This is a genomic window from Leisingera sp. ANG-Vp (genome assembly GCF_000813725.1).
Taxonomy (GTDB): Bacteria; Pseudomonadota; Alphaproteobacteria; order Rhodobacterales; family Rhodobacteraceae; genus Leisingera.
In genome coordinates, this window is record NZ_JWLD01000117.1 from 1 (window position 1) to 16,004 (window position 16,004).

General features: G+C 63.7%; 15 protein-coding genes and 1 pseudogene. 9 read left to right on the plus strand and 7 right to left on the minus strand.

Annotation, left to right across the window (positions count from 1 at the left end; translation table 11 throughout):
• The 3 genes from RA20_RS26425 to RA20_RS24040 all read right to left on the minus strand — a co-directional run.
• The coding region (locus RA20_RS26425; protein ID WP_152618596.1) for a 2Fe-2S iron-sulfur cluster-binding protein at positions 1–119 on the minus strand (119 nt) is incomplete at its 3' end.
• Complete coding sequence (locus RA20_RS24035) at positions 116–367, minus strand: sarcosine oxidase subunit delta (RefSeq protein WP_052249160.1); 252 nt, start codon at positions 365–367, stop codon at positions 116–118. The genes RA20_RS26425 and RA20_RS24035, both read right to left, overlap by 4 nt.
• Positions 368–377: 10 nt before the next feature.
• Positions 378–1,631, minus strand: coding sequence for an FAD-dependent oxidoreductase (locus tag RA20_RS24040; protein ID WP_039135292.1), 1,254 nt, complete (start codon positions 1,629–1,631; stop codon positions 378–380).
• 135 nt (positions 1,632–1,766) lie between these two features.
• Between RA20_RS24040 and RA20_RS24045 the strand changes: the two genes are divergently transcribed.
• Both RA20_RS24045 and RA20_RS24050 read left to right on the plus strand, forming a co-directional pair.
• Positions 1,767–2,843: a hypothetical protein gene (locus RA20_RS24045; RefSeq protein ID WP_039135294.1), complete on the plus strand. Its 1,077-nt coding sequence runs from the start codon at positions 1,767–1,769 to the stop codon at positions 2,841–2,843.
• Between the two features lie 4 nt (positions 2,844–2,847).
• The gene (locus RA20_RS24050; RefSeq protein WP_052249161.1) at positions 2,848–3,447 is read left to right on the plus strand and encodes a peroxidase-related enzyme; all 600 of its coding nucleotides are present in this window, start codon (positions 2,848–2,850) and stop codon (positions 3,445–3,447) included.
• Positions 3,448–3,450: 3 nt separating this feature from the next.
• On the opposite strand, the gene RA20_RS24055 is transcribed toward RA20_RS24050, so the two are convergent.
• Positions 3,451–4,098 (minus strand): glutathione S-transferase family protein, encoded by a 648-nt coding sequence (locus tag RA20_RS24055; RefSeq protein ID WP_039135298.1) that lies wholly within the window; start codon positions 4,096–4,098, stop codon positions 3,451–3,453.
• A gap of 73 nt (positions 4,099–4,171) precedes the next feature.
• Positions 4,172–5,770, minus strand: coding sequence for an ABC transporter substrate-binding protein (locus tag RA20_RS24060; protein WP_052249162.1), 1,599 nt, complete (start codon positions 5,768–5,770; stop codon positions 4,172–4,174).
• 224 nt (positions 5,771–5,994) lie between these two features.
• Here RA20_RS24060 and RA20_RS24065 point away from each other — a divergent pair, with 224 nt between their 5' ends.
• The 7 genes from RA20_RS24065 (at position 5,995) to RA20_RS24095 (ending at position 15,372) form a co-directional block, all read left to right on the plus strand.
• The gene (locus RA20_RS24065; protein ID WP_052249163.1) at positions 5,995–6,657 is read left to right on the plus strand and encodes a GntR family transcriptional regulator; all 663 of its coding nucleotides are present in this window, start codon (positions 5,995–5,997) and stop codon (positions 6,655–6,657) included.
• 124 nt (positions 6,658–6,781) lie between these two features.
• On the plus strand, positions 6,782–7,735 hold the full coding sequence (locus RA20_RS24070; protein WP_039135300.1) for an ABC transporter permease: 954 nt from the start codon (positions 6,782–6,784) through the stop codon (positions 7,733–7,735).
• Positions 7,732–8,595: an ABC transporter permease gene (locus RA20_RS24075; RefSeq protein WP_082018112.1), complete on the plus strand. Its 864-nt coding sequence runs from the start codon at positions 7,732–7,734 to the stop codon at positions 8,593–8,595. The genes RA20_RS24070 and RA20_RS24075 overlap by 4 nt, the downstream gene beginning before the upstream one ends.
• A 1-nt stretch (position 8,596) precedes the next feature.
• Positions 8,597–10,279 carry an ABC transporter ATP-binding protein gene (locus RA20_RS24080; protein ID WP_082018113.1) on the plus strand — a complete coding sequence of 561 codons (1,683 nt, stop codon included), beginning with the start codon at positions 8,597–8,599 and terminating at the stop codon, positions 10,277–10,279.
• A 239-nt stretch (positions 10,280–10,518) separates the two neighbouring features.
• Positions 10,519–12,915 (plus strand): FAD-dependent oxidoreductase, encoded by a 2,397-nt coding sequence (locus RA20_RS24085; RefSeq protein ID WP_039135302.1) that lies wholly within the window; start codon positions 10,519–10,521, stop codon positions 12,913–12,915.
• A gap of 95 nt (positions 12,916–13,010) precedes the next feature.
• Positions 13,011–14,534 (plus strand): trimethylamine methyltransferase family protein, encoded by a 1,524-nt coding sequence (locus tag RA20_RS24090; protein WP_039135305.1) that lies wholly within the window; start codon positions 13,011–13,013, stop codon positions 14,532–14,534.
• Complete coding sequence (locus tag RA20_RS24095) at positions 14,494–15,372, plus strand: DMT family transporter (protein ID WP_039135308.1); 879 nt, start codon at positions 14,494–14,496, stop codon at positions 15,370–15,372. Before RA20_RS24090 ends, RA20_RS24095 begins: the two co-directional genes overlap by 41 nt.
• A 131-nt stretch (positions 15,373–15,503) precedes the next feature.
• On the opposite strand, the gene RA20_RS24100 is transcribed toward RA20_RS24095, so the two are convergent.
• Positions 15,504–15,827, minus strand: coding sequence for a 2Fe-2S iron-sulfur cluster-binding protein (locus tag RA20_RS24100; RefSeq protein ID WP_039135312.1), 324 nt, complete (start codon positions 15,825–15,827; stop codon positions 15,504–15,506).
• Between the two features lie 14 nt (positions 15,828–15,841).
• Positions 15,842–16,004 (minus strand): annotated as a pseudogene (locus RA20_RS25620) (S-(hydroxymethyl)glutathione dehydrogenase); the annotation flags it as partial.

The window sequence follows — 16,004 nt, forward strand, 5'->3', positions numbered from 1 at the left end:
CCCGCCAGCAGCGCCGAGGCCAGCGTGTCGCCGGGATGGCCGGTCATGGCCGCGCCGTCGAAAGTGAAATGGAGCGTCTGGCTGCGGTCGATCAGACCGCCGGCTGGCAAGCGTTTCATGTCTGGCTGCCCTGGATGAATTCATGGGTGTCTGTGTCCCGCGTGACCTCGATCCAGGCCTCGCAGCCGCTGGTGTGATACCAAAGCTCCCGCAAGGGACCGCGCGGGTTTTGCCCCATGTGCAAGGCCCGGCTCCACGCCGCAGCATCTGCCTGCCCGTCAGGCGCAGGCAGATCGCGGCAGGGGCCGCCATAGGTGAACTCGCTTTCCTCGCGCAGGCCGCAAAAAGGGCAGGGGATCAACAGCATCGCTTCGCTCCTAATGCAGCCAGGGGTAGGGGCCGGCGCCGGCATCATCCTGCTCGGCACCCAGCGCAAACCGCTCATAGGCAAAGGGCTGCAGCAGCTCCGGCATCTGTCCGGTGGCGAGCAGCTCTGCCATCTGATGGCCGATGGCAGGCGTTGCCTTGAACCCGGCATAGCCCCAGCCCGCATTGATCATCAGCCCCTCCACCGGGGTCGGTCCCAGGATCGCATTGCCGTCCATCGGGATATCCGCAGTCCCCGACCAGTGCCGCATCAGCCGCAGCCGCGACAGGAAGGGAAACATCTGCAGCGCACGCGCCAGCACATCCTCGATCCGCTCGAAACTGCCGCGGCGGGCAAAGGAGCTGTAGCCGTCCGTCGCCCCGCCCAGCACAAACTCGCCCTTGCTGGTCTGGCTGACATAGGAATAGCCCGCATTGTAGTTCACCACCGTGTCCAGCGCCGGTTTCACCGGCTCGGTAACAAAGGCCTGCACATTGATCGAATTGAGCGGCAGCTCCAGCCCCGCCAGCGCCGCCACCTGGGTGCTGGCGCCCGCGACGCTGATTAAGGCTTTGTCGCAAGCAATCCGGCCCTTGGGCGTCTCAATCGCCTGCAGCTTGCCGTCCCGCACCTTGATGCCCGTCCCCGGGCAGTTCTGGAACACATGGATACCCGCCTGCGACGCCTTGCGGGCAAAGCCCCAGGCCACCGCATCATGGCGCACCACGCCGCCCGCCTCCTGCACCAGGGCGCCTGCAATCGGGAACCGCTTGGGAGAAGCCATGTCCAGCTCCGGCACCCGCTCCTGCAGCGCGTCACCTGTCAGGATCTGCGCATCCGCCCCGCCCAGCCGCATCGCATTGGCGCGCAGGGTGAAATGCTCCAGCTCACCGTCGGAATGGGCCAGGTCGACATAGCCGCGCGGCTCATACATCAGGTTGAAGTTCAGATCGCGGCTGAGGTCCGCCCACAGCCCCAAGGCAAAATCCTTGAGCCGGAAGCTGGAGTTCAGCAGGTAGTCCGACCGAACAATCGTGGTGTTGCGCGCGGTATTGCCGCCGCCGATCCAGCCTGCCTCCAGCACCGCGACATTAGTGATCCCGTGCTGCTGCGCCAGGTAATAAGCCGTCGCCAGCCCATGCCCGCCGCCGCCGATGATCACCGCATCATAAGACGTGCGCATCTGCGGCGTGCCCACGGCCGCCTGCCAGTGCTTGTTTGCGGTCAAGGCATGACCCAGGATGGAAAAAGCGGAATAACCCATGCCGGACGTCCCAGTTGAATCTGTGATCACAGATAGCGCGGGTATTCCGGTTTGGCAAGCGTGAGATTTCTGTTGATCTGTGATCACAGAATCGCCATACCTGAAGAATGTCAATGGGCCCGGAGGCAAGAACACATGGCTGACTTCACGCTTGCAGACCTGGAGCCAGGCGCACGCAACCTGCTGCTGGCCTGCGCCGGCGCGCAGCCCGGCAACCGCATCCTGCTGGTAGGAGAGGCCGGCCAGAACCTTTACTTCGAGCCCGAGCTTTGCACCGCGGTCGCTGAAACCGCCGAAACCCTCGGCATGAAGCCCGAAATCGTCCTGGCAGAACCCGTGGCTCATGCCGGCGAATTCCCGGCCGCCGTGCGCGCGGCAATGGAACGCGCAGACCGCACCATCTTCTTCTCACGCCTTGGCGATCAGGTGCGTTTCAATCTAGAGGGCAGCAAGGCGGTGATGACTTATACCCTGACCCGCGAGCACCTGGCCGCACCTTTCGCCAGCGCTGATTTCAGCGCCATGAAACAGGTGCATGATGCGCTGCTGGAGCTGATCCTGAACGCCAAATCCTGGCGCATGACGGGCGATTGCGGCACCGATCTGATCAGCGACATCAAACCGTGCCGCGACAGTGCAATTGCCGAATTTGCGCTGGAGCTGTTCCCGGTGATGATCTTCCCGCCGGTTCACTGCCACAACATGCGCGGCACCCTGGCGATCAAGCACTTCGTCACCTCCTCCTCCACCCGCGCCTATGCGGACAGCACGTTGGTGCTGGACCAGCCCGTCCTGGCCCGGGTCGAGGACTCGCGGATGGTGGCCTTCGACGGGCCTGCCGGCCTGGTCTCCCGCCTGAAAACCCAGCTGCAGCGTGCTGCAGAGCTTACCGGCGGAGACCCGTACCGGGTCAACTCCTGGCACACCGGCATCAACCCCGGCACCTTCTACAAGGGCGACCCTTACGAAGACTTGGAGAAATGGGGCACCGTCGCCTATGGCTCGCCCCGCTATACCCATATGCACGCGGCGGGGATCGACCCGGGCGATGCGGCCTTCCACCTGATGGACCAGACGATCTCCTTCGATGATCGGGTGGTCTGGGACAAGGGCCGCATGGTTTTCCTGGACAGGCCGGAGATTCAGGCCATGCTGCCCGAAGACCAGCGCGGGTTCCTGAATTCCTCTGTGCTGCATGACATCGGGATCTGAGGACATGACGCAGCACATCGCCTGGGTAGAGGTCATCCCGCAGGACAAGGCGGAAGGCACCCTGGCCGAGGCCTATGACACGGTCAAAGGCAAGGACGGCAAGGTCGAGAACCTCTATCTGGCAATGTCGCAAACCCCCGCTGCGATCCAGCCTGCGGATGCCCATTACCTGGCGCTGCTGCACAACCCGGACAACCCGCTGGAGCCCTGGCTGGCTGAGCTGGTCTCGACCTATGCCGCAATTCTCTGCGGCTGCCGCTATGCCGTCGTCAATCACGGGGCGAACTTCCGGATGCATCTGGGCGACGAACCCCGTGCCGACGCAATCCTGCAAGCTTTGGAAGCAGGCGAAGAACCGGCCAATGAAGACTCTCGGATGCTGGCCGCGCTCCGCTATGCCCGCAAGCTGTCGCTGAAACCGGATCAGATGAACGCCGAAGATCTGGACCCGCTGCGTGCAGCGGGGTTCTGCGACAAGGGGATTTCCTACCTGATCCAGATCACCGCCGCCTTTGCCTATTGGGCGCGGATGATCAACGGGCTGGGCACCCAGTTGGGGGAGACGGTGGGGCTGGCAAACACCCCTGCGCCCGAACCCGAGTGAACCTTACGCCTGACGGCGGGCATACTCCTCGGCATGCGCCGCACGCATCCGCTGCACCGCGGGACGCTGACAGATCATCTCCCGGTGCCGGACGATGCTGGGATAGGCGGTGATGTCGCCATCTGGAAAAATCACGTCCCACAATGCCTGCATGCCCAGAATGAAATCCGGCACCGTGGGGTGTTCGCCAAAGAAATACGGCCCCTCTGCCAGGGCGTTGTCGAGGGTTGCGAAAACCCCCTTGAGACGCCCCATCGATGCGGCACGCAAGGCTGCCTGCCGGTCCGCTTCGCCATGATAAAACTCCGGATGATACTGGATGATCACATCCGGCTGCAGCGTGGTTGCCAGGTAGTGGAACCACTGCAGAAAGGTACCGCGGCGCGGATCGCCGGGCGGGATTACCAGGCCTGCCTCCGGGTGCCGCTCGGCCACATAAAGGCACACCGCGCCGGTCTCGAACACCGTACCCTCCGGGCCTGCCAGCGCCGGGGTGCGGCAATGCGGGCTGGCGGCCAGGAAATCCGGGTCGGGGTCCTCGTCAAAAATCCGGATCCAGCGCACGGCGTAATCCGCGCCCGCTTCCTCCAGCACCGCATGGGCGCTCATCGCGTAGGTGTCGGGGGCGCAGAACAGGGTATATTCGGGCATTTCTCAGGCTCCATTGCCGCAAAAACCGGCCCGCATGGGGTATGCGAGCCGGCGTATCAGCGCGGGCGCCGGATCAGGCGTCGATCCAGGCCGTGCGCTGCATCTGGTAAAAGCCCAGCGGGCCCGAGCTATGCGGGGTGATGCCTTGCACCTCGTTGCGCGCCGCGTCGACAAAGTTGCGGAAGCCCAGCGTCACATGGCCGCCGTCGTCATGCAGCATCTGCTGCATCTCGCCGTACATCTCCTTGCGCTTGGCAAAATCGGTGACCGAGCGCGCTTCCACCAGCAGCTTTTCAAAGCGCTCGTTGTTCCACAGCGTCTCGTTCCAGCCCGACTCGGCGGCAAAGGCGATGGAGAAGATCAGATCCGGCACCGGCCGCGGGTCCCAGCCCGAGGTGACCATCGGCTTCTGGATCCACACCGCCGACCAGAAACTGTCCGAGGGCGGGTTGATCACATTAAGGTTGATGCCGGCCGCCTTGGCGCTTTGCTGCACATGCTGGGCCGAGGCCAGCGCCCCGGTGCCCGCCACATCCGAGCCGTAGATGTCGATCGGCACATTCTCCAGCCCGGCTTTCTTGATGAAATGGCGCGCCTTGTCCGGATCATAGACCCGCTGCGGAATCTCGGCGTTGTAATAGGGGTCAATCGGCGCAATCGGGTGGTCGTTGCCGACGCTGCCCAATCCTTTGAGGATGTTGTCGCGGATGCCCTCGCGGTCGATGGCATGTTTCATCGCCATACGGAAATCCGCGTTGTTGGTCGGCTCCCGGTCCAGCATCATCGCCAGGTTGATAAAGGCGCCGGAGGGCGCGTTGACCACATAGCCGATGCCGCTGTTATCGATCAGCCGGGTGGCCTTCTGATCCAGCTGCAGCAGCACGTTGATATCGCCGGCAATCAGCGCATTGATGCGGGCAGTGTTGTCGGCGATACCGACAAATTCCAGCTCGTCCACATAAGGCCCGTCATCGCCCCAGTAGTTTTCGTTGCGGGCAAAGACATAACGGCTGCCGGGCGTGAACTCGACCACCTTGAACGGGCCGGTGCCCGGCGGGGTGCCGGTAAAGTCCTCAAGACCGCGCTTGGTCACATGCACGCGGGTATCCGACAGGATCATCGGGAAATCGGCGTTTGGCGCTTTCAGATTGAATCGCACCTGATGCTCGCCCAGTTTCTCGATGTCCTGAATCTGGCTCATGTAGGCCTTGCCTGCCGATTCCGATCCCTCGCGGAAATGCCGGGTCATCGAATAGATCACATCCTCGGCGCCAAAGTCCGAGCCGTCGTGGAAGGTCACGCCTTCGCGCAGGTTGAACACCCAGGATGAGGCATCCGCATTAGCCTCCCACGAGGTGGCCAGCCAGGGCATCGGCTGCAGATTGGCATCCCGGTTCACCAGGTTCTCATGCACCGAATAGCCCATCTGCAGGTTTGACGTGCTGAAATACTTGGTCGGGTCCAGGCTGTCCTGCGCCTGGGCGGATTCGATCCCGACAACCAGCCGGCCGCCTTTCTTGGGGGTTGCCGCCTGCGCCCGCTGCGCGGTCAGGCTGGTGATCACACCCGCCGACACCCCGGCTGCGGCCAGGCTTCCCATAAACTGCCGGCGCGACAGTTTCCCCGCCACGTATTGCTGGAATTGGTAGTCTTTGAACTTGCTGTCAGACATTCATAGTCTCCGCTGTTGGGTAGTCCGGCACTGGACTGCCTGGATCTTTTTTCCCGGCCTTTAACGGTCCGGATTTTGTTTATTGGGTTAAACTGTGATCACAGAATCATGTAAAAATCAAGCATCTTTGATCACAGATGCCAGCCATGTTAAGGCTTGAGAGAGCAGCAACTGGCCGGGAGCAGCGCCTTCAGCCAGAGACGGAAGCGGATATTGAGGGGCAGATGGACACAGCAGCACAACCGGATACAGCACCTGCGGAAAACCTCAGCGCCAAAGTCTATGCCGACCTCAAGATGAAGCTGATTGTCGGCCAGCTCCGCCCGGCGGAAACCCTGTCGATCCGCACCCTTGCCGAGGAATACGGCGTCTCTGCCATGCCGGTGCGCGAAGCGCTGCGCCAGCTTGCTTCCGAGGACTCACTGATCGGGGCCGCCAAGAAGGCCTATAGGGTGCCGGACCTCACCCCCTCCGAGGCTGCAAACCTGTTTTTCATCCGCGCCATCCTGGAAGGCGCCGCTGCCGAAATCGCGGCGGAAAACGTGCGTGCCAAGGACATCAAGTTCCTGGAGAAGCTGGTGCAGGACATGGACACCGCCTGGCAGAATCAGGACGCGGTTCAGTTCCTTCTGGTCAATTTCAAATTCCACAGCCGCATCTACAGTCTCACCGGCAACAGCGCGCTGCAGTCGATGATCGAATCGCTTTATGCCCGCACCGGCCCCTGGCTGGCCCATGGCATCACCGAGCTGGTGACCATCGACAGCTGGATGGGCGATCACCCCGCAATCATCGGCGCCCTGCGCAACCGCGATGCGGCACTGGCCCGCAAACTGGTCGAAGAGGACGCGCGCTGGGGCGTAGACCTCTACCGCGCCCGCAGCTGAACCGCCCGATCGGGGCTTCCGCTTATTTGATGCACGCAAAACTTATCTCTTGATTTTTGCGCAATCTGTGATCACAGTTTACCTGTTCCCGGCAAGTGAAAAGCCAGCACAGGGGAGGGATCACATGAGTTTGACGGAGATTCTCTGGAAGAGAATGGTCCTCGGCATCGGCACGCTGATCTTTGTGTCGGTGCTGGTGTTCCTGGGGACCGAGATCCTGCCCGGCGACGTGGCGCATGCGATCCTGGGGCAGGGGGCAACGCCCGAGCTGCTGGAGCAGATCCGCGAGCGCCTCGGCCTCAACGAACCGCTGCATGTGCGCTACTGGGTGTGGCTGACGAATTTCATCACTGGCGACTTCGGCACCTCGCTGGCCAATGGCGCCGACATCGGCACCGAAATCACCCGCCGTGCCAGCAACACCATCATCCTTGCCCTGTGCACAGCCATCATTGCGGTGCCGCTGGCCATCGCCCTCGGCCTAGCCGCCGCCGTCAAACCCGGCGGGCTGGTCGACCGGGCAATCACCTCTACCTCGCTGGCGCTGATTTCCTTCCCGGATTTCCTGGTTGCGGTGGTGCTGGTCACCATCTTTGCGATCAAGCTGCGCTGGCTGCCCGCCATCGCCTCGATCCGGCCCAGCTATGACCTTGTGGACTGGATCCGCATCCTGATCCTGCCGGTGATGGGCCTCACCTTCACCATCCTTGCCCATATGGTGCGGATGACCCGCTCAGCCGTGCTGAACGTGCTGACCAGCCCGGCGATCGAGATGGCAATCCTCAAGGGCGTGCCCCGCCGCCGCCTGCTGCTGCGCCATGCGCTGCCCAACGCCCTGGGGCCGATCATCAACGTGGTGGCGCTGAACCTCGCCTATCTGATCAGCGGCGTGGTGGTGATCGAGACCTTGTTCAACTTCCCCGGCCTTGGCCGCTACATGGTCGAGGCGGTGACCAACCGCGATGTGCCGATTGTGCAGACCTGCGCGATGATCTTCTGCTCCTTCTATGTCCTGCTGAACATGACCGCCGACATCCTGTCGATCATTGCCAACCCGCGCGTGAGGTACAAGAAATGACCCCCGGAACCCGTACCTGGCAAGGCGAGCTGCGCGAGGCGCTCTCCGACCTCACCCCCGGCGTTACCCTCTGCCTGCTGTTCCTGATTGCCGTCTTCGTGATCGGCGCCTTTGCCCCCTGGATCGCGCCCTACGGCGAGGGCGAGATCCTCACCAACGACAGCTTTCTGCCGCCCAACAGCCAGATGTGGCTGGGCAGCGACTATTTGGGGCGGGATGTGCTGTCGCGGCTGATCTACGGCGTGCGCATCACCCTGTTCCTGGCTTTGATCATCACCTTCCTGTCGTTCTTTTCCGGTGTCTTCCTCGGCTTCCTCGCCGCAGCTTTCGGCGGGCGTGCCGACAGCTGGATGAGCCGCGTCAATGACGCGCTCCTCAGCTTCCCCGCCTTGATGCTGGCACTGATCGTGATCAACTCGCTGGGCTCGTCCTTTGTGGTGCTGGTTTTCACCATCGCCTTCATCGATATGACCCGCGTGTTCCGCGTCGCCCGGGCGCTGGCGGTCAACATCATGGTGATGGACTATGTCGAGGCCGCCGTGGTCCGCGGCGAGGGCAAGGGCTGGATCATCTGGCACGAGGTGCTGCCAAACGCCCTCACCCCCCTGGCCGCAGAATTCGGCATCCGCTTCACCTACGCGATCCTGTTCATCTCGGCGCTCTCCTTCCTCGGCCTCGGCGTGCAGCCGCCGCAATCGGACCTCGGCGTCATGGTCAAGGAGAACATGCAGGCGATCCTCTGGGGCGAATACACCACCCTTTATCCGGCCTTCGGCATCGCGCTGATCGCCATTTCCATGAACGTCTTTGTCGACTGGCTGCTGCAGCGGTCCAGCGCCAAGCTGCCCGATGAGATCTGATATGCGCGATACTTCCCAAAATGATCCCGCGGATGAACCGCTGCTGAAAGTCCGCGGCCTGGATGTCTCGGTCCGCGACAAGAAAGGCCGTGAGTTCAAGATCGTCGACGGCATTTCCTTTGACGTCCAGCCCGGCGAGGTGATTGCCCTGATCGGCGAAAGCGGCTCCGGCAAGACCACGATTTCGCTCGGCTGCATGGGCTATACCCGCCCCGGCTGCCACATCACCGCAGGCTCGGTGCATCTGGGCGGCACAAACGTGCTGGAACAGAGCCTGCCCCGGCTGCAAGAGCTGCGCGGCAAGGAAATCACCTATGTCGCGCAATCGGCCGCGGCCTCCTTCAACGGTGCCATGACCATTGACGCGCAGGTCACCGAAATCCCGGTGATCACCGGCGCCATGAGCCGCGAGGAGGCACTGGCCAAGGCCGCCCGCCTGTACAGCGACCTGGAACTGCCGGACCCGGAAAACATCGGCAAACGCTACCCGCATCAGGTATCCGGCGGCCAGCTGCAGCGGCTGATGGCGGCAATGGCGATGATCAGCGACCCGCGGCTGCTGATCTTGGACGAGCCCACCACCGCGCTCGATGTGACCACCCAGATCGAGGTGCTGCATTCGTTCAAGAAGCTGATCCGCGACAACAATACGGCCGCGATTTACGTCACCCACGATCTGTCGCTGGTGGCGCAGGTGGCCGACCACATCCTGGTGCTGAAAGACGGCCAGATGGTGGAATACGGGCCCACCGAACAGATCATCTCCGATCCCCAGCACGACTACACCAAGGCGCTGATGGCCGCCGCCCATCTGATGCCCGAGGAAATCCACGCCCCCCCGGCGGCAACAGCAGATGAGGCCCCGCTGCTGCAAGTGCGGAACGTCACCGCCGGCTACGGACCCGCGCAGGAGATCATCGCCCTGCGCGATATCGACCTGACAATCCATGCAGGCGAAACCGTCGGCGTCATTGGCGAGAGCGGCTCCGGCAAGACCACCCTCGGCCGCCTGATCTCAGGCCTGATGGGCGCCAAGCAGGGCGGCGTCTTCCTGGACGGCCAGCAGCTGAAGCATTCGGTCAATCAGCGCTCCCGCGATGAACTGCGCCAGATCCAGTTTGCCTTCCAGATGGCCGACGTGGCGCTGAACCCGCGGCAGCGGCTGAACAAAATCCTCAGCCGCCCGATGATGTTCTACCGCGGCCTGTCGCAGCGCGAAGCCACCAAGGAAGTGGCCCGCCTGCTGGAGCGCGTCGGCCTGCCCGCGGATTTCGCCTGGCGCTTCCCGCCCGAACTCTCCGGCGGCCAGCGCCAGCGGGTCAACCTGGCCCGTGCGCTCGCCGCCCAGCCCCGGCTGATCATCTGCGACGAGATCACCTCGGCCCTCGACACCATCGTGGCGCAGCAGATCCTCGACCTGCTGGAGGATCTGCAGGACGAACTCGGCCTCAGCTACATGTTCATCACCCACGACATCGCCACGGTCTCGAAAATCTCCGAGCGCATCGCGGTGATGCGGCACGGCCGGATCGTGGCGCAGGGGCCCGTCGATCAGGTGCTGCAGCCGCCGTGCCACGAATACACCCAGCTGCTGCTAAACTCGGTCCCTGAGATGCGCACCGACTGGCTGGACGAAGCCGTGGTTGAACGCCGTAAGCTGGTAGCAGCACTGGACAACGCATAAGGCGCGCGGCGCTGTGAACTGCAGACTGAAGGAAGCCAAGGATGAACAAGCCGTTCAAAGTGATGATGGAAGAAACCTGGGCCGGAGCCTGCCGGGGCCCGTCCCCGCAACCAGGCACCAACCTTCAGGAGATCATCAATGGCACGCCGCCTCTTTGGCCATCAGACCGGCACTTCGGACAAGACACTTAACCTTCCTCACCCTGCCACGCGCCGCACCTGCACACGCGGGGTGCTGTCATGAAGACGTCGGCACGGGTTGTTGTCATCGGCGGCGGCGTGGTCGGCTGCTCCATTCTCTATCATCTGGCCAAGAACGGCTGGCGCGACGTGATGCTCTTGGAGCGGCAGGAGCTCACTTCCGGCTCCAGCTGGCACGCGGCCGGCGGGCTGTTCACCGTGGTCCGCCCCAACGCAGCAGCGGAGATGCACCGCTACACCTTCCAGATCTACCGCGAGCTGGAAGAGGAGCGCGGCCAGCCCTGCGGCTTCCATTTCACCGGCGGTCTCAACATCTGCCGCACCCAGGACGAGATCGACAGCAACGCAATGATGCAAAGCGCCTGCCGCCGGCTGGGGATCGAGGGCCATTTCATCTCGCTGGAAGAGGCCAAGGAAAAAGCGCCGGTGCTGGACACTTCCCACATGATCGGCGCCTTCTGGGAAGAGGAGGGCGGCCACGTCGACCCGGCCTCCGCCACCAACGCCTTTGCCGCCGCCGCCCGCGAAATGGGCGCAACCATCCAGCGCCACACGCCAGTCACCGCCACCAATCAGCGCGCTGACGGCAGCTGGGACGTAGTGACGGACAAGGGCACCATCCACGCCGAATACATCGTCAACGCCGCTGGCCTCTGGGGCCGCGAAGTCGCCCGCATGGCCGGGATCGAGCTGCCGCTGATGCCGGTTGAGCACCACTATCTGGTGACCGAAAACATACCCCTCATTGAAAACCTCGGCTTCGAGCTGCCGCAGATCAACGACAATGAAACGGGATCCTACGCCCGCCAGGAAGGCATGGGGATGCTCTTGGGCGCCTACGAGGACAAGATGACCCATTGGGCCAAGGACGGCACGCCCTTGGACTTCGGCCACGAACTCTTGCCCGACAACCTGGAATGCATGGAGTGGAACTTCGAGAAATCGGTCGAGATCATGCCCTGCCTGGGCGAGGCCGGCGTCAAACGGGTGATCAACGGGCCGATGATCTTCTCCCCCGACCTGTCGCCCCTCATCGGCCCGCACCCTGCGCTGCGCAACTATTTCTGCGCCAACGGCGTGATGGCCGGCTTCAACCAGGGCGGCGGCATTGGCCGGGTGATCGCCGAATGGATCATCGGCGGCGAGCCGGAGATCGACATTTTCAACTGGGACGTCGCCCGCTTCGGGGAGTTTGCGACCCAGAAATACACCGAGGAGATGACCAGGTATTTCTACGAAAACCGGTCGGAAAAGATCTTCCCCTACCAAAGCTTCCCCGCCGCCCGCCCGCAGGCGAAATCCCCGGTCCATGACCGTCTCGCCGCCGCAGGCGCCGTCTTCGGCACCGGCTTCGGCCGCGAACACGCAACCTGGTTCGCGCCGGACGGCACGCCCGCCGAGGACAGCCTCACTTACCGCCAGCCCAATTGGTGGCAGCCGGTAGCCGAGGAGGGCAGGCGCCTGCGCGAAGGGGCAGGGCTGTTCGAATTCTCCGACATGGCCAAGTTCGAGGTCTCCGGCCCCAACGCCGAGGCCTGGCTCGACCGCATCATGGCCAACCGCCTGCCCAAACCCGGGCGCCTTTGCCTGACGCCAATGCTGTCGGAGAAGGGCAAAGTGATCGGCGATTTCACCGTCTCCAACCTTGGGGACCGCTACCTGATAGTCGGCACCTACGCCATGCAGCTCGCCTACCTGCGCCACTTCCGCAAGCACCTGCCCGCCAAAGGCGTCACGCTCCGGAACCTCTCGGACGGGCTCTCCGGCCTCGCCCTGGCAGGCCCGAAGGCGCAATCTATCATGGCGGCACTGACGGACCAGCCAATGGACACCGCCGCCTTCCGCTTCATGGACGCCAAGCAGATCACCCTCGCAGGCGTGCCCGACGTCATTGCGCTGCGCGTCTCCTACACCGGCGAGTCCGGCTATGAACTCTACATGCCCCCGCAGCACCAGCCGCAGATCTTCGATGCCTTGCGCGAATGCCGCGCGACCTTGTGCGGGTTGCGCGCCTTGATGATGCTGCGGCTCGAGAAAAGCTGGCCCGCCTGGGGGCTGGAGATCACTTCCGACTACTTCGCCCATGAATGCGGGATGATGCACCACGTCAAATTCGACAAAGGCGGTTTCATCGGCCGGGAGGCGGCGCAGAACTACGCCCCCCCGCGCGAGGTCCCCATCACCCTCACGGTCGAGGCCGGAGACCTCGCCATCTGGGGCGATGAAGCCATCTTTCTAGACGGCGCGCCGGTGGGCTATGTTTCCTCCGGCGGCTGGGGGCCGGTCACCGGCCAGCACATCGCGCTTGGCTATGTGCCGCCACAGGCCCGCCGCGAAGACGGCGACTATGCGGTTGAGATCTTTGGCAAACTCCACAGTGCAAAACTGCAACCCAAGCCGCTTTATGACCCGGCAGGCAGCCGGATGCGCGCATAAGGAGACGGATATGACACCGATCATCAGGGAAGAAACCTGGGCCGGAACGGCAGGGCGCACCATCGCCCTTCCGCAAATCCAACAGGAGAGACCCCATGTCCCGCCGCCGCCGTTCTTCCCGCCAGCCCCGTAGCACCGGCTTCACCCAGCGCCCCTTTGGCGAGGTCCGCAGCCCGCTTGCCCCGACCGAACTGATTTCGGCCGACCAGGTCGAAACCATCCATCACGCCAGCCTCAAGGTGCTGCGCGACACCGGCCTCAGGGTCGACAGCGCGGTTGCACGCGATCTGCTGGCCAAGGCCGGCGCCGATGTGGACAGCAGCGACAACCGCGTCCGCTTCGACCCCGCCATGGCCGAGGAGATGCTGACCGGCATCCCGTCCGAGTTCACCATCCACGCCCGCAACCCGGCCAAGACTGTCACCGTCGGCGGCAACTCCCTCACCTTCGCCACCGTCAGCGGCCCGTCTTTTGTCTCCGACCTCGACCGCGGCCGCCGCGCCGGCACGCTGGAGGATATGCGGAACTTCGTCAAACTCTCCGCCTCGCTCAACATCTTCCACCACGAGGGCGGCGCCGGCTGCGAACCGCTGGAGCTGCCGCCGGAAACCCGCCACCTCGACATGATGCTGGCGCAGACGACGCTGTGCGACAAAGGCTGGCAGCCCTGCTGGCTGAACTCCGCCGAGCGCGCCCGCGACTGCATCGAGATGGCCAAGATCGCGCTGCAGACCGATGACGACGGCCTGCGCGCGCGTCCCGGCATCATCGGCGGCATCAACACCAACTCGCCGCTGCTGCTGGACGACAGCCAGGCCGAGGGGCTGATCGAATTCGCCCGCGCTGGCCAGCCGATCCACGTCACCCCCTTCACCCTGGCCGGCGCCATGAGCCCCGCCACCATCGGCGGCTCGCTGGTGCAGCAGAACGCCGAGGCGCTGGCCGGCATCATCCTCGGTCAGGCCGCCAGCCGCGGCGCGCCTGTGTTCTACGGCCATTTCACCTCCAACGTAGACATGAAGACCGGCTCCCCGGCCTTCGGCACACCTGAATACGCGCAATCGGTGCTGGTCTCCGGCCAGATGGCCCGGCGCTACGGCCTGCCGATCCGCTCCTCCAACACCACCGCCGCGGCTTGCGTTGACGCGCAGGCCACCTACGAGAGCGATATGTCGATCAGCGCCTGCATCCAGGGCCATATCAACGTGATGATGCACGCCGGCGGCTGGCTCGAGGGCGGGCTGACCTGCTCCTTCGAAAAGCTGATCCTCGACGCCGAACTGCTGCAGATGCAGGCCGCGCTGCTGGATCCCATCGACCTCAGCGAAGAAACCCTTGGCCTCGATGCCATCGCCGAAGTCGGCCCCGCGGGCCACTTCTTCGGCACCGCTCACACGCTCGCCCGCTATGAGAACGCCTTCTACAGCCCGATCCTGTCTGACTGGCGCAACTATGAGACCTGGCGAGACGATGGCGCCAAAACTGCCACTCAGCGCGCCAATGAAATCTGGAAACAGCTGCTGCGCGACTACGAAAAGCCGCCCATCGACCCCGGCGTGGAAGAGGAACTCGAGGCCTATGCTGCCAAACGCAAAGAACAGATCGGCGGCAACGCATGACACCGCGCGCTATTGTGCTGCGGCGCTTGCGGGGCTTTCCATGGTGCTGTTTCCGGCGGCCGATGCGGTTGCCAGCACCCTGTCCGGCGAGGTTGCCGTGGCTGTGATCGTATGGGCCCGCTTCCTGGGGTCCGGCCTGCTGATCACACCGCTCTACCTGGCATCCCGCCTCGCCCGTCCGGACCGTCAGGCCATCTGTCTGGAGGTGCTCCGCGCGGCAATCTTCATCGCCGCTTTCGGCAGTTTCGTGACCGCCTTCGAAACCATCTCCTTTGCCGAGGCGATGACCTATTACTCTTTTGCCCCGATTGTCGCCGCAGCGCTTGCGGTGCTGATCCTCAAGGAACGCATGACAGCCGCTAAGACCCTGGCCCTGCTTTTGGGCTTGGCGGGCGTTGCCATCGCCCTGAACCCCAGCGTGACGCCGGCAGCAGGCGCCTATTTTGCCATGTTCACCGGCTGTCTTTACGGCAGCTACCTGTTTCTAAACAGGGTGGTAGCCACCCGCCTGCCGCCGGTGCAAGCGCTGTTCCTGCAATTCTGGGCCGGCTCGGTGCTGCTGCTTCCGCTGGTCTGGCCGCACCTCGCCCCCAGCCTGACCGCAGCACTGCCGGGCCTCGCCGCCATAGCCGCGGTCTCGCTCCTCAGCAACATGCTGCTGATCAACGCCTTTCGCCTGGCCGAAGCCTCCTTCCTTGCCCCTTTCATGTTTGTCGAGATCCCCTCGGCGCTGGCCATAGCGGTGCTGTTCCTGGGCGAGACCCCGGCGGCAAACCTGCTGGCCGGCGCCGCCCTGATCCTTCTGGCCGGCTGCCTCACCCTGGTCCGCCGTCCCTGACCGCACCCGGCAGGGAACCCAGCACGCTCGAAGCCGCCGCCCATTGCCGCAAAAGAAAACGCCCGCCAGGCGCGGCGGGCGTTTGCGCTGCCAGGGGCGGGGCAGCAGACGCCGCGCCGCCGGTGCAGGCTTCAGATCTGTTTTTCCGGCAGTTGCAGCACCAGCCCGTCCAGCGCCGCTGTCACCTTCAGCTGGCAGGTGAGACGTGAGCGCGCCGGATCCGGTTCAAAGGCAAAATCCAGCATGTCCTCTTCCATGTCGTCCTTCACGGGCAGCTTCTCCACCCAGTCCGGCGCCACATAGACATGGCAGGTTGAACAGGCACATGCACCGCCGCAATCCGCCTCAATCCCCGGGATGTTGTTGTCGCGCGCGCCTTCCATCACGGTCAGTCCGTCTGCGACCTCCACAACATGTTCGGTGCCGCCGTGCTCGATATAGGTAATTCTGGCCATCTGCCTCTCCTCCCTCAGAACTCCACGACAGCGCGGATGGACTTGCCCTCGTGCATCAGATCAAAGCCCTCGTTGATCTGATCCAGCGTCAGCTTGTGGGTGATCATCGGGTCGATCTCGATCTTGCCGTCCATGTACCAATCCACGATCTTCGGCACGTCGGTGCGCCCCGAAGCG

Excerpts from the sequence above, each read along its gene's own strand:
- RA20_RS24065 (WP_052249163.1), top strand. The coding sequence starts at position 5,995 with ATGGACACAGCAGCACAACCGGATACAGCACCTGCGGAAAACCTCAGC.
- RA20_RS24055 (WP_039135298.1), bottom strand. The coding sequence starts at position 4,098 with ATGCCCGAATATACCCTGTTCTGCGCCCCCGACACCTACGCGATGAGC.
- RA20_RS24100 (WP_039135312.1), bottom strand. The coding sequence starts at position 15,827 with ATGGCCAGAATTACCTATATCGAGCACGGCGGCACCGAACATGTTGTG.
- RA20_RS24060 (WP_052249162.1), bottom strand. The coding sequence starts at position 5,770 with ATGTCTGACAGCAAGTTCAAAGACTACCAATTCCAGCAATACGTGGCG.
- RA20_RS24085 (WP_039135302.1), top strand. The coding sequence starts at position 10,519 with ATGAAGACGTCGGCACGGGTTGTTGTCATCGGCGGCGGCGTGGTCGGC.
- RA20_RS24075 (WP_082018112.1), top strand. The coding sequence starts at position 7,732 with ATGACCCCCGGAACCCGTACCTGGCAAGGCGAGCTGCGCGAGGCGCTC.
- RA20_RS24045 (WP_039135294.1), top strand. The coding sequence starts at position 1,767 with ATGGCTGACTTCACGCTTGCAGACCTGGAGCCAGGCGCACGCAACCTG.
- RA20_RS24090 (WP_039135305.1), top strand. The coding sequence starts at position 13,011 with ATGTCCCGCCGCCGCCGTTCTTCCCGCCAGCCCCGTAGCACCGGCTTC.
- RA20_RS24070 (WP_039135300.1), top strand. The coding sequence starts at position 6,782 with ATGAGTTTGACGGAGATTCTCTGGAAGAGAATGGTCCTCGGCATCGGC.
- RA20_RS24080 (WP_082018113.1), top strand. The coding sequence starts at position 8,597 with ATGCGCGATACTTCCCAAAATGATCCCGCGGATGAACCGCTGCTGAAA.
- RA20_RS24095 (WP_039135308.1), top strand. The coding sequence starts at position 14,494 with ATGCTGCCAAACGCAAAGAACAGATCGGCGGCAACGCATGACACCGCG.
- RA20_RS24040 (WP_039135292.1), bottom strand. The coding sequence starts at position 1,631 with ATGGGTTATTCCGCTTTTTCCATCCTGGGTCATGCCTTGACCGCAAAC.
- RA20_RS24050 (WP_052249161.1), top strand. The coding sequence starts at position 2,848 with ATGACGCAGCACATCGCCTGGGTAGAGGTCATCCCGCAGGACAAGGCG.
- RA20_RS24035 (WP_052249160.1), bottom strand. The coding sequence starts at position 367 with ATGCTGTTGATCCCCTGCCCTTTTTGCGGCCTGCGCGAGGAAAGCGAG.